Below are 15117 nucleotides of genomic sequence, written 5' to 3'. Positions count from 1 at the left end.
CGCGTGGTGGGGCCTGAGTGCCGCCGCCCGCGGCCGCGCGCTCTGGGCCGTGGCCGCCCTGGTCCGGCAACACGCCGGCGCGCTCGCCGAGCTGGAGACCCTCTCGGCCGGCAAGCCGATCCGCGACACGCGCGGCGAGGTCGCCAAGGTCGCCGAGATGTTCGAGTACTATGCCGGCTGGTGCGACAAGCTCCACGGCGACGTCATCCCGGTCCCGACCGCGCACTTGAACTACACCCGACACGAGCCCTTCGGCACCGTGGTGCAGATCACCCCCTGGAACGCACCGATCTTCACGGCGGGCTGGCAGATCGCGCCGGCCATCTGCGCCGGCAACGCCGTGGTGCTGAAGCCCTCCGAACTGACGCCGCTGACCTCGCTGGCGCTGGGCCTGCTCTGCGACCGGGCCGAGGGGATGCCGCGCGGCCTCGTCTCGGTGCTGGCCGGCGCCGGCCCGACCACGGGCGCGGCCGCGGTGGCCCATCCCGACACCCGGCTGGTCGTTTTCGTCGGCTCGGCCGAGGCCGGCGCGCGGATCGCCGCCGCGGCGGCCCGCAACATCGTGCCGAGCGTGCTCGAACTCGGCGGCAAGTCGGCCAACATCGTGTTCGCCGACGCCGATCTCGAACGAGCGCTGCTCGGCGCGCAGGCCGCGATCTTCGGGGGCGCCGGCCAGAGCTGCGTGGCGGGCTCCCGGCTCCTCGTGCACCGCTCGATCCACGCCTCCTTCGTCGAGCGCCTGTCCCACGCGGCGGCCCGCATCCCGGTCGGGGCGCCGACCGATCCGGCGACGCAGATCGGCCCGATCAACAACCGGCGCCAGCGGGACAAGATCGCCGCCATGGTCGAGGCCGCCGCTGGGGCAGGCGCCACCATCGCGACCGGCGGAGCCTGCCCCGCTGACCTGCGCGACACGGGCGGCTTCTATTTCGGCCCGACCATCGTGGACGGCGTCGCGCCGGACGCGGCGATCGCCCGGGAAGAGGTGTTCGGCCCTGTCCTCACGGTCCTGCCGTTCGACGGCGAGGACGAGGCGGTCGCGCTGGCCAACGGCACGCCCTACGGCCTCGCGGGCGCGGTCTGGACCGGCGACGGCGGGCGCGGCCACCGGGTCGCGGCGGCCCTGCGGGCCGGGACCGTCTGGGTCAACGGCTACAAGACCATCAACGTGGCCTCGCCCTTCGGCGGTTTCGGCCGCTCGGGCTTCGGCCGCTCCTCAGGCCGCGAGGCGCTGATGGCCTACACGCAGACCAAGAGCGTCTGGGTCGAGACCGCCGCCGCGCCGGCGGTGACCTTCGGGTACGTGGGCTAGAGCCGTGCCCGACCGCGGAACGACAGACTGACGGGCGAGCGATGCGGGCTCGGACTGCGCGACGGACCCCCTCTCCCGTGCGGGAGAGGGGTGGGGTGAGGGCGGAGAGGCATCAGGATCGGGCACGCTCCCGATGAGCCTCGCTCGGACGCCGCACATCCTCACCCTGTCCCTCTCCCGCACGGGAGAGGGGACCCGCGCCCCATCCGGCCCGGGCACGGTCGACGAATTCGCCGCGACGCCGCCGGGCACGCCCCTCGGCATCGTCCCGCGCACAGACCAACGACGAGACCGGCGATCAAGTCCGGCAGGCGGAGCAACAGTTAGCCCCGAGGGGGCAGGAGGATGACGATGGCGGGCGAACTGTTTGCGACAACCCCGCGGCCGGACGCGCCGCCCGTCTCCGGCGGCGGGAAGCTGACGCTGTTCCTGCTCGCCCTCGTCATCGTCGTCATCGCGGAGGCGATCGGCAACGTCAGCATCCCGGTGGGGGCCGGCAAGATCGTGCTGCTGCCGCTGCTCTGGGCCCTGCTGCTCGGCGGAGCCCTGGGGCTGATGAGCCCGCGTCTCCCGGCCCCCCTGCGGCTGACGGTGGGGCTCCAGAACGCCGCCGGGGCCTATCTCCAGCCGGCGCTGCTGATCTTCATCGCCAAGCTCGGCCTGCTCGTCGGCGGGTCGCTGCCGAAGATCCTGGCCTCGGGCTGGGCCCTGGTCTTCCAGGAATTCGGGCATTTCTTCGGGACGATGGTGTTCGGCCTGCCGGTCGCGCTCCTGCTCGGCATCAAGCGCGAGGCGATCGGCGCGACTTTCTCGGTCGGCCGGGAGCCGAGCCTCGCCATCATCGGCGAGCGCTACGGCATGGATTCGCCGGAAGGGCGCGGCGTGCTGGCCGAGTACCTGACCGGCACGGTCTTCGGCGCGGTGTTCATCGCCCTGCTGGCCGGCCTGATCGCCAGCCTGGGCGTCTTCAACCCGCTGGCCCTGGCGATGGGAGCCGGAGTCGGGTCCGGCAGCATGATGGCGGCCGCCTCGGGGGCGATCGCCGCCCAGCAGACCCCCGAGGTCGCCAAGGACGTCGCCACCTTCGCGGCGGCCAGCAACCTCGTGACCACGACGATCGGCACGTACTTCACCCTGTTCCTGTCGCTGCCCTTCACGATCTGGGCCTACGGCAAGCTGGAGCCGATCCTCGGCCGCAACCGTCCGGACGCCGCCCGTCCGGCGGCGGCCGACCCGCAGGTGGCCGCGCCGACTCATCAGGAGGTGCCGATCGGCTTCGCCGAGACCGTGTTCGCGTGGGTGCTGATCGGCGCCTACGGCCTGATCGGCAACTGGCTGACCTACGGCGTCGTCCCGGACGCGAACGTCGTGGGCGGCATGGCGATCATCATCGGCACCGTGCTGGCCGGCTGGGGCCTCTACCTGCTCCTCGGCCGCCGCCTGCCCGCCGTCCTGTGGGTCTCGATCCTCGGCATGGCCCTGACCTATCCCGGCACGCCCTACGCGGCCGAGATCGCCGCCCTGACCGGCAAGATCAACTTCCTGGCGCTGGCCACGCCGATCCTGACCTTCGCGGGCCTCTCGGTCGCCAAGGACGTGCCCGCCTTCCGGCGCCTCGGCTGGCGGATCGTGGTGGTCTCGTTCATGGCCAATGCCGGGACATTCCTGGGCGCGGCCCTGATCGCGCAGTTCTTCATGCACCCCGCGCTGGGGTGAACCGCTGCGCCGTCCGGCGTAGGGTCGGGCGGGGGATCGAGGCGCTCCGGCGGCCTCTGGCATGAGTGAGAGATCGCATGGGTATCGAGGCGGAGACCGTGGAACGCATGGTCGCTTGGCGGCGCGACCTGCACACCCATCCCGAGCTGGCCTTCCAGGAAGTCCGCACGGCGGAACTCGTCGCCCGGGAACTGGCCGCCTGCGGCCTGTCGGTGAAGACCGGGCTCGGGCGCACCGGCGTGGTCGGGACGCTGAGCCGGGGCGACGGCCCGACCATCGGCCTGCGGGCCGACATGGACGCCCTGCCGATCCAGGAGGCGACGGGCGTTGCCTACGCCTCCCGCACGCCCGGCGTGATGCATGCCTGCGGCCATGACGGCCACGTGGCGATGCTGCTCGGCGCGGCCCGGCATCTCGCCACCCGCACCGACCTGACCGGGACGGTGCATTTCATCTTCCAGCCCGCGGAGGAATGCGAGGGCGGCGGGTGCGCGATGGTCGAGGATGGCCTGTTCCGGCTGTTTCCATGCGACTCCGTCTACGGGCTGCACAATTGGCCGGGCCTGGCCCTCGGCACCTTCGCGACCCGGGTGGGCGCCATCATGGCCTCCCTCGACACGTTCGAGATCGCGGTTACCGGGTTCGGCACCCATGCGGCCATGCCGGAGCGCGGCATCGACACGCTGGTGATTGCCTCCGAGATCGTCCTCGCCCTCCAGACCATCGTCAGCCGCCGCATCGCCCCGACGGAGCCGGCGGTGCTCAGCGTCACGCAGATCCATGGCGGCGACGCCTTCAACGTTATCCCCGACCGTGCGGTGATCCGCGGTACGGTGCGGTGCCTGAACGAGGCCGTGCGCGCGCGCGTCGCGGAATTCATCGAGGCCATCGCCGGCGGGACCGCCGGTACGCACGGCGCCCGCGCGGAGGTGGCGTACCGGTTCGGATACCCGGCCACGGTCAACACCGCCGATGCCGTCGGCGTCGCCTTCGAGGCGGCCGGGACCGTCTCGGCCATCACCGCGCGCCGTGGCGACGTCGGTCCCTCCATGGCGTCGGAAGATTTCGCCTACATGCTCGAAGCCTGCCCGGGCGCCTATGCCTGGATCGGGACCGACGGAACGCAGAAGAGCTTGCCGCTCCACAATCCGGGCTACGACTTCAACGACGAGGCGCTGCCGATCGGCGCCGCCTACTGGGCCGCCCTGGCCAGGCACAGCCTCAGGACCTGAGGCGGCGGATCAAGAACGGCGCGGACGCGGACATCCTTGATCGGCTTGCGGCGTGCGCCTTGAAGGTCCGCCCGCGCGGGAGGCGCGGGCGGTCTCGTATGAAGGTCTCAGGCGGCCATGGGCGCGTACCGCTTGTGTCCCTTCACGTCGAAGCGGTCGAGCATCATGACCTTGTCCCACGCCTTGACGAAGTCGAGCACGAAGCGCCGCTGGCCGTCGCTGCCCGCGTAGGCGTCGACGATGGAGCGCAATTGCGCGTTCGACCCGAAGACGAGGTCGCTGCGGCTGGCCTCGAACCTCGTCTGACCACTCTCGCGGTCCTTGAGGGTGAAGGTCATCCCGTCCGCGTCGGCCTTCTCCCACACGAGGTCGGTGTCGGTCAGGTTGCGGAAGAAGTCGTTCGTCAGCACGCCGACGCGATCGGTGAAGACGCCCCGGTTCGACCCGTCGTGATTGACGTTGAGGGCGCGCAAACCGCCGGTCAGCACCGTCCATTCCGGAGCCGTCAGCGTCATCAGGTTGGCCTTGTCGAGGAACAGCTCCTCCGGCGAGAGGCTTTGCGCCATGGACCCGAACCCGTCATCGACATAGTTGCGGAAGCCGTCCACGACGGGCTTCAGCCACTCGAACATTTCGATGTCGGTCAGCTCCTGGGTGGTGTCGACCCGGCCGGGCGTGAACGGCACGGTCGTCTCGACCCCCGCGTCCTTGGCGGCGTTCTCGACGGCGACGCAGCCGCCGAGCACGATGAGGTCGGCGAGGGAGACCCGCTTCCCGTCGCTGCGCCCGTCGTTGAACGTAGCCATCACGCCGCGTAGGGCCTCGACCACCGGCGCGGCGCGGCGATTCACGGTCCAGTCCTTCTGCGGGGCGAGGGCGAGGCGACCGCCATTGGCGCCGCCGCGCTTGTCACTGTCGCGGTAGGTCGAGGCCGCCGAGAACGCCGCGAAGGCGAGATCGGAGACCGAGAGGCCCGTCGCCGCGATCGCCTGCTTGAGCGCGGCGATCTCGGCGTCGCCGACCGGGGCATAGGTGGCGTCGGGGAGCGGATCCTGCCACAGGAGCCCGTCCTCGATCGTGGCCTCCGGGCCGAGATAGCGGTGCTTGGGTCCCATGTCGCGGTGCGTGAGCTTGTACCACGCCTTGGAGAAGGCTTGGGTGAACGCGTCGAAGTCGTTGAGGAACTTCTCGCAGACCTTGCGGTAGTCCGGATCGACCTTGAGGGCGATGTCGGACGTCATCATCATCAGCGGGTGCATCTGGCCCGCGACATGGGCGTCCGGCGTCTTCGGCGCGTCGGGATCCTTCGGCTGCCACTGCAGGGCGCCCGCCGGACTCTTGGTCTGCTCCCACTCGAACTTGAAGAGGTTCTCCAGGTAAGCGTTGTCCCACTTCGTCGGATCGGGGGTCCAGCTGCCCTCGATGCCGTTGGTCATCGTGTCCTTGCCGGCGCCCTTCGGGTTGTGCCAGCCGAGTCCCATCGCCTCCATCGGCGCCATCTCGGGCGGCGGCCCGATCTCCTTGGCTGGCACCATGCCGTGGCTCTTGCCGAAGGCATGACCGCCGGCGATCAGCGCGACCGTCTCCTCGTCGTTCATCGCCATCCGGGTGAAGGTGATCCGGATGTCGCGCGCCGAGGCCAGGGGATCGCCGCTGGCGTAGGGACCTTCGGGGTTCACGTAGATGAGCGCCTGGTGCGAGGCGGCGAGCGGGTTCTCCAGGTCGTAGTCGGCGTCGCCATTCTTGCCGCGCCAGCGCTTGTCGCGGTTCACCATGCCGTCGAAACTCGACACCGTTTCCATGTCGACGACCTCGGGACCCCAGTAGGTGGCATTATCCGCCTCCCAGGCGTCCAGCCGGCCGCCGCCGAAGCCGTAGGTCGGCAGGCCCATGATCTCCAGGGCACAATTGCCGGTCAGGACCATGAGGTCGGCCCAGGACAGGGCGTTGCCGTACTTGTGCTTGATCGGCTGCAGGAGACGTCGTGACTTGTCGGTGTTGCCGTTGTCCCACCAGCTCGAGATCGGCGCGAAGCGCTGCATGCCGGTGCCGGCCCCGCCGCGCCCGTCCGCGATCCGGTAGGTCCCGGCCGCGTGCCAGGACATGCGGATCATCTGCGGACCGTAATTGCTGTAATCGGACGGCCACCAGGCCACCGACGAGGTCAGAAACTGCTTGATGTCGCGCTTGAGCGCCTCAAGGTCGATCTTGTTGAACTCGGCAGCGTAGTCGAAGTCCGGCCCGAGGGGATCGGCGGCCAGGCCGTTCTGGTGCAGCAGCTCGACCCGCAGGCGATGGGGGTACCAGTTTTCCAGCGTCGGACGGGTCCCCTGGGCGCCGCCGATGCGGTCGCCGCCGAAGGGACACTTGCCCGCCATGTGGAACGTGGTGGTGTCCGTCTTGTCGATCGTTTCGCTCATTTTAGTGTCCCCTTGGCGTTGAGCCGTTGGCTTTGGTCGCCCGACGCTCGGAGAGCGACGGCGGCGGAACAATGTGGGTGGTCCGAACCTTCAGGGGCTTCCCGCCGCGCTCGAGGCTGCTGACGAAATGAGGCGGTGACCCTCGGGATCAAGTTCGAGGCGCCAAAGTCTCGCCCGGAAGGGCGATCGCTCGTCTCGCAATAAAGACGATGACGTGGTTGTGATCCGAATGATCCGGCAAGACGGTGCGTGTACCGAGCGATATCGGATCGACGTGCGCCCGCATCCGATGATCGACGGCCGATCGAAGCCGATGCTTCGGCGGTCCTTGGAACGTCCTATTCAGGGCACGGGAACCGGCGCTCTCCTGCCCGCGGACGGCGTGCCTCGCGATGATCCCCTCGCGCGGCGATGGCCCGCAGGGCCGAACCTGACGGCGTCGCGAGCCGCACGATGTTCCACCGTCCGCCCCTCGCCGCGCCTTGCTTTGGGAATCCACGGCGGAAACCCCGCGATCCGGAAATGGCTCCCGCCCTGCGACTTTGTGGATCGCCGTCCCGGCGGGGATCGTCGGCGCCGAACGATTCGGGGACGGGAGGCGGCCCGCCGACGGCGGCCCAAAGCGGCACCCGGCGTCGATTCACGTTTCACGGATCGGGAAACCCCGCCCACCCCGAGCGCGCCAAGCCCATTGGCCGATGATGGGGTTGGTCATACAGTCATGCACATGACTGTCACGACCGTGCCGCAACCGGACCTCCGCCTGCCCCTCTATCAGCGCCTGCGCGACGAAATCGCCCTCCAGATCGCCCGCAACGTCTGGCGGTCGGGTGAGCCGATTCCTACCGAGGCGGAGCTGGCGGCGACCCATGGCGTCGCCATCGGCACCGTGCGCAAGGCCATCGACGCCCTGGTCGCCGACGGCTTGGTCGAGCGTCAGCAGGGGCGCGGCACCTTCGTTCGACGCCCCCGCTTCGACCGATCGCTGTTCCGGTTCTTCCGGCACCTGGGACCGGACGGCACCCAGGCGGTGCCCGAGGGGCGGATCCACGCGCGCGAGGCCCGGCCGGCGCCCGAGGCCGTTCGCAACGCCCTCGGCCTGGATGGGCGCGGTGAGGCGATCCGCCTCCTCCGGACGCGCCTTCTCGGCGGACGGCCGATCCTGTCCGAGGCTATCTGGCTTCCGGCCCGGCGGTTCGCACCCCTCCTTGACGTGCCCCTGACGGAGATCGGCGACCTCCTTTACCCCGCCTATGAGCGCCTCTGCGGTGAGATCGTCGCCCGCGCCGAGGAGACGCTGACAATCGGGATTGCCGACCCGGCCGACGCCGCGTGCCTCGGGATCGCGGAAGGCGGACCGGTCATCGTCATCGAACGCCTCGCCTTCGGCTTTGACGCGCGCCCGATCGAGTGGCGCGTGACACGCGGCGCCGCCGCCGATTTCCGGTACCGCATCGATATCCGGTGAGCGGGGCGCGCCTTGACGCCCGGCCGCGCCCATGCTCAATAATTCATATAAATGACTAGCTCTCTTGCGGGGGCGGAGGAAAGCCTGTGTTCCGCTGGTACCGTGACATCGGTCCGGTCGAGCGTCGCACCGTCTGGGCCTGTCTGGGCGGATGGTCGCTCGACGCCCTGGACGTACAGATGTTCAGCCTGGCCATGCCCGCCCTGATCGCGACCTTCCGGCTCAGCGCTCCGCAGGCCGGCCTGCTCGGCGCGGTGACCCTGGTCGCGGCGGCGTCCGGCGGATGGCTCGGCGGCCTCGCGGCAGACCGGATCGGCCGCGTCCGCACCCTTCAGATCACAGTGCTGTGGTTCGCGGTCGCGACATTCCTGGCGGCCTTCGCGCAGAGCTTCGCCCAGCTCATGATCCTGAAAGCGCTGCAGGGGATCGGCTTCGGTGCCGAGTGGGCGGCCGGGGCCGCGCTGATCGCGGAGGCGATCCGGCCCGAACATCGCGGCAAGGCCCTGGGTGCGGTCCAGGCCGGCTGGGCGCTCGGCTGGGGCGCGGCCGTCCTCCTCGCCACCGCCGCGTTCTCGCTCCTCGATCAGGAGAGCGCCTGGCGTGCCCTGTTCGCCTGCGGCCTCGCGCCCGCGCTCCTCATCCTCTTCCTCCGCCGCGCGGTCCCGGAGCCGGATCGGTCCCGTGGCCCGACCGGTCGCGGGCGCGCGCCGGCCGGACCGCTCGCGATCTTCTCGCCCGGCCTCCTCCGGGTCACGGTGATCGCAACGCTCGTCGGTCTGGGGGCGCATGGGGGCTTCCACGCCCTGTTCACGTGGCTGCCCACCTACCTGAGGGCCGAGCGCGGCGCCTCGGTCCTGGGGACGGGGCTCTATCTCGCGGTCATCATCGTGGCCTTCGGCCTGGGCTGCCTCGTCGCGGGCGGCCTCGTGGATCGGCTCGGCCGCAGGCGGACCGTGGCGCTGTACGCCGCCGGCTGCATGATCCTCGTCGTCCTCTACCTGCTGGTGCCGGTCGATGGCACCGGGCTGCTCCTGCTCGGCGCGCCCCTCGGCTTCTGCACCGCCGGGATTCCTGCGAGCCTCGCGGCCCTGTTCAGCGAACTCTTCCCCGACGGCCTGCGGGGGACCGGGATGGGCTTCTGCTACAGTGCCGGCCGCCTCGCCTCCGCGCTGATGCCCCTCGGCGTCGGCCTGCTCAGCGAGGTCTGCGGCCTCGGCCCGGCGATCGGCCTGTCGGCCATCGGCGCCTACGGGCTCGTCCTCCTCGCCGTCGCGCTCCTGCCGGATCGGCAGCCCGGCGGCGCGCTGATCGCCCAGACCGCGCGGTGATCCGATGAATCGGCGCATGGTCTGCCGCACCCTGCTCGCGGGCGGAATCACGCTCACATGCACCACCCGTGGCTGGGCGGCCGCAGCGCCCGACGGCACCGCGGCCGTGGATACCCACGCGCATGTCTTCACCCGCGCCCTCGCCCTGGCGGGCGACCGGCGCTACGCCCCCGACTACGACGCGACCATCCCGGCCTACCTCGCGATGCTGGACCGGAACGGCATGGCCCGCGGCGTGCTGATCCAGCCGAGCTTCCTCGGCACCGACAACAGCTATTTGGTCTCGGCCCTGCGCACCGCCCCGGAGCGGCTCCGCGGCATCGCCGTGCTGGCCCCGGAGGCCGAGACCGCGACCCTGCGCGACCTCGCCGGGGCGGGCGTGGTCGGGCTGCGCCTCAACCTGATCGGCCGGCCGGATCCGGATTTCGACAGTCCCGCCTGGCGGACCCATCTGACGCGCGTGGCGGAACTCGGCTGGCAGATCGAGGTCCAGGCCGAGGCGCGGCGCCTCGCGCACCTGCTGCCCCCGCTGATCGCCGCGGGCGTCCAGGTGGTGGTCGATCATTTCGGCCGAATCGACCCGGCCCTCGGCATCGCCGATCCGGGCTTCGGCGACCTTCTCGGCTTCGGCCGCGGCGGCCGCGTCTGGGTCAAGCTCTCGGGGGCCTACCGCATCGGCAGCGGCGCGCCTGGCCGGCAGACGGCCCTTGCGGCGGCCGAGCGCCTGCGCGGCGCCTTCGGTGCGCAGCGCCTGCTCTGGGGCAGCGACTGGCCGCACACCCAGTTCGAGACCCGGGCCAGCCCCGCCGAGGCACGGGGCGACCTCGACGCCTGGGTGCCGGACGCGGCCGAGCGCCGGACCATCCTGTGCGCGACGCCCGCCGCCCTATTCCACTTCGACCGCTAGGCCGGCCGGGGCGAGCCCCCCCGCGCTCCAACAAGGACAGGACCATGGCAACACCGACCCTGCCTCAAGCGGCGGAGGCAGCCGCCTTCGAGAGCCGAACCATGCGGAAGGTCGGCCTGCGCCTGATCCCCTTCCTCGTGCTCTGCTACTTCATCGCCTATGTCGACCGGGTGAATGTCGGCTTCGCGGCGCTGACCATGAACCGCGACCTCGGGCTGTCCACCGCGGCGTTCGGCCTGGGCGGTGGATTGTTCTTCGTGGCCTACGTCCTGTTCGAGGTCCCGAGCAACCTCGCCATGGAACGCGTCGGCGCGCGGATCTGGATCGCGCGGATCATGATCACCTGGGGGCTGGTCGGAATCGGCTCGGCCTTCGTCACCGGACCGGTGAGCTTCGCGGCCGCCCGCTTCCTGCTGGGCGCGGCCGAGGCCGGGTTCTTCCCCGGCGTGATCCTGTACCTGACCTACTGGTTCCCCAAGGCCTACCGGGCGCGGATCGTGGCGATGTTCATGGTCGCGATCCCGCTCTCCAGCTTCTTCGGCTCGCCGCTCTCTGCGGCGTTGCTCACCCTCGACGGGGCCGCGGGCCTGCGGGGCTGGCAATGGCTGCTGATCGCCGAGGCCGTCCCGGCCGTTCTCCTGGGTCTCGCCGCCCTCGCGCTGCTGCCGGGCCGGCCGGCCGAGGCGGCCTTCCTGAGCGCGCCCGAGCGCAGCTGGCTGGTGGATCGGCTGGACGCCGAGCGGCGAGACGCGGAAGCCGGCGCGACCAGCCGCGCCCACGGCCTGGGGGCGGTGTGGGCGGTGCTCGCCAGTCGTCAGGTCTGGATCCTGGCGGTGATCTATGCGGGCAGCTCGGCCACCAGCAACACGCTGTCCCTGTGGATGCCGCAGATCCTCAAGGGGTTCGGGCTCAGCAATCTCGAGACCGGGCTGCTGAACATGATCCCGTTCGGCATCGCATCGGTGTTCATGATCGTCTGGGGGCTGCGGGCGGACCGCAGCGGCGAGCGCATCTGGAGCACGGCCCTGCCGCTGGCGCTGACCTCGGCGAGCTTCGCTCTGACGCTGCTGACGGGTTCGCTCTGGGTCACGCTGATCCTGCTCTCGCTGGTCCTCCTCGGCAACTACGCCATCAAGGGGCCGTTCTTCGCGCTGGCGACCGAGACGCTGCCGCCGGCCCAGACGGCAGCCGGCATCGCCGCGATCAACACGCTGGCGCATCTCGGCACCGGCGCGATCACCTCGCTGATCGGGCTGCTGCGCGAGCAGACCGGAAGCTTCCCGGTCGCGCTGCTCCCCCTCTGCGCCCTCACCGGCATCGGCTGCGCCCTGGTCTTCTGGATCGGTCGGGATCAGCCGCGACCGCAGGCCGTCGGACCCACGCCGCTGACGCGGGGCTGAGGGGCCGGAGGAACGGCCGGTCGCATCCCCGCGCGACCGGCCGGCTCGGCGATCCCGCCCCGCCGTGCCATGGTGGCGCGGGAGGATTCGACATGCACGACGGCGACGACGATCACACGCACACGCACGACCCGGCTCCCGGGCCGGGCGCCTCGGAGCGCTGGAAACATGACGGCGTACGGGTGATCCCGGGCGACCGGCTCGACGCCAACACCGCGCAGACGCCCGGCATGTTCCGGCAGGCGGCGATCAACGCCGCCCGGGTCGGCGCCCAGAAGATCTGGGCCGGCACGGTGGCGATCCAGCCCGACGCGAAGACCGGCGTGCACCACCACGGTGATCTGGAGAGCGTGATCTACGTGGTCTCGGGCCGCGCCCGGATGCGCTGGGGCGAGCGGCTGGAATACGTCGCGGAGGCCGGCCCGGGCGACTTCATCTTCGTGCCGCCCTACGTGCCGCACCAGGAGATCAATGCCTCGACCGACGAGCCCCTGCACTGCGTGCTGGTGCGCTCCGACAACGAGGCCGTGGTGGTCAACCTGCCCGACGTCGCGGCCGCCGAGGCGCCCGAGACGGTCTACTGGGTCGATCCGATCCACAAGCATCCGTAAGCGTCCGGCCGCGGCGGCGAGGGCCTCCGCCGGTGCCGCGTCACCTCAGCCCGGCCCTGCCCCGGGATGCGGTCCCATACGCCGACGGTCGTGTTCGATGGCGAAGACATGGGCGTAGAGGTTGGCGACCCAGCCGCGCCCCTCCACCGTGAGATCCAGGAACCGGATCGCGTACCCGATCACCGGCTCGATCTTCCCCCAGAAGAAGGCCGGGTATCGCTCCGCAAGGTCGGCCGGGCTGTCGTAGCCGAGTTGGGCGTTGAGGCCGATCTCGGCGAATTCGTGGAACAAAGCATTCAATTTGCGCGGGTAGAGCGGGTCACCGAGCTGCCCGATCAGGTCGGCCGCCCGCAGCAGGCCGGCCTCGGTGCCGGTCTCGCGATGGGAATCGTCCTCCGGCACCGGGAAGCGGGTCAGCTCGATCGCCCGGATCACCCGGGCCGCGTCGACGAGATCGTGCCCGCCGAAGCGCTCCTGCACCGCCAGCTTCGAGCGCTCGACGTGGTAGGGCGCCAGCGCCGCGTCCGACGCCCCGCGGGGCAGGCTGACGGTCGTGCCCTGCGCGTCGATGACGAAGGCCCGCGCCCGATCCCCCGCGCAGACGCCGCGCACGTACCCGATGTCATGGTAGAGGGCGGCCAGGATCATGTGCAGCCAGTCCTCCGGCGTGATGCCCTGCTGCAGGAACCGGCCGCGCAGGATGTCCTGGGCGACGAGCGCGACGAGCGCGGTGTGGTCGCCTTCGTGGTAGAGGGCGTCGCTCCCGACGATCCGCTCAATCGTCAGGCGCGCCGCGGCCTCGATCACCTCGGCGTAGCGCGGCTCCCGGCTGCCGAAGGTGCGCTGGTAGGTGAGGGCGAGATGCTCGCCGAGGGCGTCGGCGAGCATCTTGGTCGCGTCGAACATGGTTGGCCCTCGTCGTCAGTTGCGGCGGGCGGCGGCGCACCCGTCCGGATCGATGGCCGTCACGGGGATCGCTCCCCGCGGTGGACGAGTCGTTCTTCGAGATAGGACGCCGCGTCCGCATAGAGTTCGTAGCGCCGCAGCAGGATCGCGCGCTTGTCGGCCCTCGTCGCCGCGTCGAGCTTGCCGCGGGCCTTCTCGGCCCGGGCGCGCAGCTTCCTGGACAGCTTCTCGAAGGCCGAATCGATCCTGGCGCCGACCTTCTCGCCTTCGGCCCGCGTCGGATCCGGGTTGTCCCGCAGGCTCCGCGGCAGTGGCTTCGTCGCTTCTCCGGGCATGGTGCGTCTCCGGTCGCCGTCATGGGGGCGAAACGGTATGACGGAACGCACACCGGCGCGACACCGGATCGTCCGGCCGCCGGCCGGATGTTTCTCAGGCCTGTCACGCAAGGCTGCTCTAGCTCGGCCGCTCGAAGCGCGAGGGGAGCGGCGATGTGGCCCGACGACAGCTCTGCCCTGGACGACGCCCTCGAGGCGATCCGGCGTGACCTCGCCGACAGCTACGAGGAGGAGATGGAACTCGGTCTCGAGGAGGCGCGCCTCGATCGGCTGGCGACCGACGCGGCGGGCGCGCCACCGGACCATCTGGACCGCAAGGCCTATTTCCGCGAGTTGCTGCGCCTGCAGCACGAGCTGGTCCGCCTCCAGGATTGGGTTCAGGACCGGAAGCTGCGCGTCGTTGTCGTGTTCGAGGGCCGCGACTCGGCCGGCAAGGGCGGCGTGATCAAGCGGATCACCCAACGCCTCAACCCCCGCGTCTGCCGCGTGGCTGCGCTGCCCGCTCCGAGCGAGCGCGAGCGGACGCAATGGTACTTCCAGCGCTACGTCGCCCACCTGCCGGCCGGCGGCGAGATCATGCTGTTCGACCGCTCCTGGTACAATCGCGCCGGCGTCGAGCGGGTCATGGGCTTCTGCACCGAAGCGGACGTGGAGGAGTTCTTCCGCTCGGTTCCCGAGTTCGAGCGCATGCTGGTGCGCTCCGGCATCGTGCTGTTGAAATACTGGTTCTCGATCACCGATCTGGAGCAGGAATTCCGCTTCCAGATGCGGATCCGCGATCCGCTCAAGCAGTGGAAGCTGTCGCCGATGGATGTCGAGTCGCGCCGGCGCTGGGAGGATTACAAGCGGGCCAAGGAGGACATGCTGGCGCGCACCCACATCGCCGAGGCACCGTGGTGGGTGGTCGAGGCGGTGGACAAGCGGCGCGCCCGCCTGAACTGCATCAGCCACCTGCTGGCCCAGATCCCGTATGGCAGCATGGTGCACCCGTCGGTCCACCTGCCCGACCGCCTGCGGCACGCGGATTACGTGCGCGGGCCGGTTCCCTCCGAGATGTACGTGCCGGCCTCTTACTGACGGGAGTCGTGAACCTGTCGCCGAGATGCCGCTATAGCGCCGTTATGGCGAAGCGCCCGATGACCCTCGACCTGTTCACGACCCTCCACATCGTCGATGACGACGTCTCGGCCGTCGTCGACGCCTACCTGGCCGATCCGACGCCCGGATCGATCGCCTTCGGCGATGGCTTCCGCATCGATCCCGCGGCAGCGGTGGCCTCGCATCCCTTCGCCCGGACGCTGATCGATCAACCCTGGGCCGATGCCGGCCTGCGCCGGGCCGCGATCCGTGCGGCCATCCTGCTGGCGGAGCCGGAGCCGGCCTGAACGGAACCGGGACGTCTCGGCGCCCCGCAGAGCCTGCGCCGAACCGGCGAAGACCGGCCGGAGCCGTCGAACCCCGCAGGCCCATCTCGGCCCGGCT

13 protein-coding genes are annotated in these 15117 nt (G+C 70.6%); 10 read left to right on the top strand and 3 right to left on the bottom strand.

The annotated features are described in order from the left end of the window. From AC1DXK_RS19970 to AC1DXK_RS19960, 3 genes are all read left to right on the top strand, one after another. Window positions 1-1312 (top strand): aldehyde dehydrogenase family protein (locus tag AC1DXK_RS19970; protein WP_477298782.1); only part of this gene is annotated, 1312 nt, incomplete at its 5' end. 345 nt (window positions 1313-1657) lie between these two features. After that, entirely contained in the window at window positions 1658-3028 is a 1371-nt protein-coding gene (locus AC1DXK_RS19965; RefSeq protein WP_457105374.1) for a DUF3100 domain-containing protein, read from the top strand. A gap of 77 nt (window positions 3029-3105) precedes the next feature. Next, a complete protein-coding gene (locus AC1DXK_RS19960; protein ID WP_477298779.1) occupies window positions 3106-4260 on the top strand; it encodes a M20 aminoacylase family protein in 1155 nt (384 codons plus the stop codon). A gap of 107 nt (window positions 4261-4367) precedes the next feature. Here AC1DXK_RS19960 and katG read toward each other — a convergent pair whose 3' ends face one another. Beyond that, window positions 4368-6680 carry a catalase/peroxidase HPI gene (gene katG, locus AC1DXK_RS19955; RefSeq protein ID WP_457105376.1) on the bottom strand — a complete coding sequence of 771 codons (2313 nt, stop codon included), beginning with the start codon at window positions 6678-6680 and terminating at the stop codon, window positions 4368-4370. Between the two features lie 727 nt (window positions 6681-7407). On the opposite strand from katG, the gene AC1DXK_RS19950 reads away from it, so the two are divergent. The 5 genes from AC1DXK_RS19950 to AC1DXK_RS19930 all read left to right on the top strand — a co-directional run bounded on the left by AC1DXK_RS19950 (window position 7408) and on the right by AC1DXK_RS19930 (window position 12394). Then, entirely contained in the window at window positions 7408-8148 is a 741-nt protein-coding gene (locus AC1DXK_RS19950) for a GntR family transcriptional regulator (protein WP_457105377.1), read from the top strand. 86 nt (window positions 8149-8234) lie between these two features. Next, window positions 8235-9476, top strand: coding sequence for an MFS transporter (locus AC1DXK_RS19945; protein WP_457105378.1), 1242 nt, complete (start codon window positions 8235-8237; stop codon window positions 9474-9476). A 4-nt stretch (window positions 9477-9480) separates the two neighbouring features. Further along, the gene (locus tag AC1DXK_RS19940) at window positions 9481-10383 is read left to right on the top strand and encodes an amidohydrolase family protein (RefSeq protein ID WP_457105379.1); all 903 of its coding nucleotides are present in this window, start codon (window positions 9481-9483) and stop codon (window positions 10381-10383) included. Between the two features lie 44 nt (window positions 10384-10427). Then, window positions 10428-11783, top strand: coding sequence for an MFS transporter (locus tag AC1DXK_RS19935; RefSeq protein WP_457105380.1), 1356 nt, complete (start codon window positions 10428-10430; stop codon window positions 11781-11783). Between the two features lie 92 nt (window positions 11784-11875). Then, on the top strand, window positions 11876-12394 hold the full coding sequence (locus AC1DXK_RS19930; RefSeq protein WP_457105381.1) for a cupin domain-containing protein: 519 nt from the start codon (window positions 11876-11878) through the stop codon (window positions 12392-12394). A 45-nt stretch (window positions 12395-12439) separates the two neighbouring features. Here the strand turns inward: AC1DXK_RS19930 and AC1DXK_RS19925 are convergent, their stop codons facing one another. Further along, complete coding sequence (locus tag AC1DXK_RS19925; protein ID WP_477298776.1) at window positions 12440-13300, bottom strand: metal-dependent phosphohydrolase; 861 nt, start codon at window positions 13298-13300, stop codon at window positions 12440-12442. A gap of 59 nt (window positions 13301-13359) precedes the next feature. Then, entirely contained in the window at window positions 13360-13635 is a 276-nt protein-coding gene (locus AC1DXK_RS19920; RefSeq protein WP_457105382.1) for a hypothetical protein, read from the bottom strand. Window positions 13636-13788: 153 nt separating this feature from the next. Here AC1DXK_RS19920 and ppk2 point away from each other — a divergent pair, with 153 nt between their 5' ends. Both ppk2 and AC1DXK_RS19910 read left to right on the top strand, forming a co-directional pair. Next, window positions 13789-14712, top strand: a complete 924-nt coding sequence (ppk2, locus tag AC1DXK_RS19915; RefSeq protein WP_477298774.1) for a polyphosphate kinase 2 — start codon at window positions 13789-13791, stop codon at window positions 14710-14712. Between the two features lie 59 nt (window positions 14713-14771). Continuing rightward, entirely contained in the window at window positions 14772-15020 is a 249-nt protein-coding gene (locus AC1DXK_RS19910) for a hypothetical protein (RefSeq protein ID WP_457105384.1), read from the top strand. The last annotated feature ends 97 nt before the right edge of the window (window positions 15021-15117 follow it).

The sequence above is a fragment of the Methylobacterium sp. P3_A11 genome, from assembly GCF_056403155.1.
This window is presented reverse-complemented; position numbering and strand designations above follow the sequence as displayed.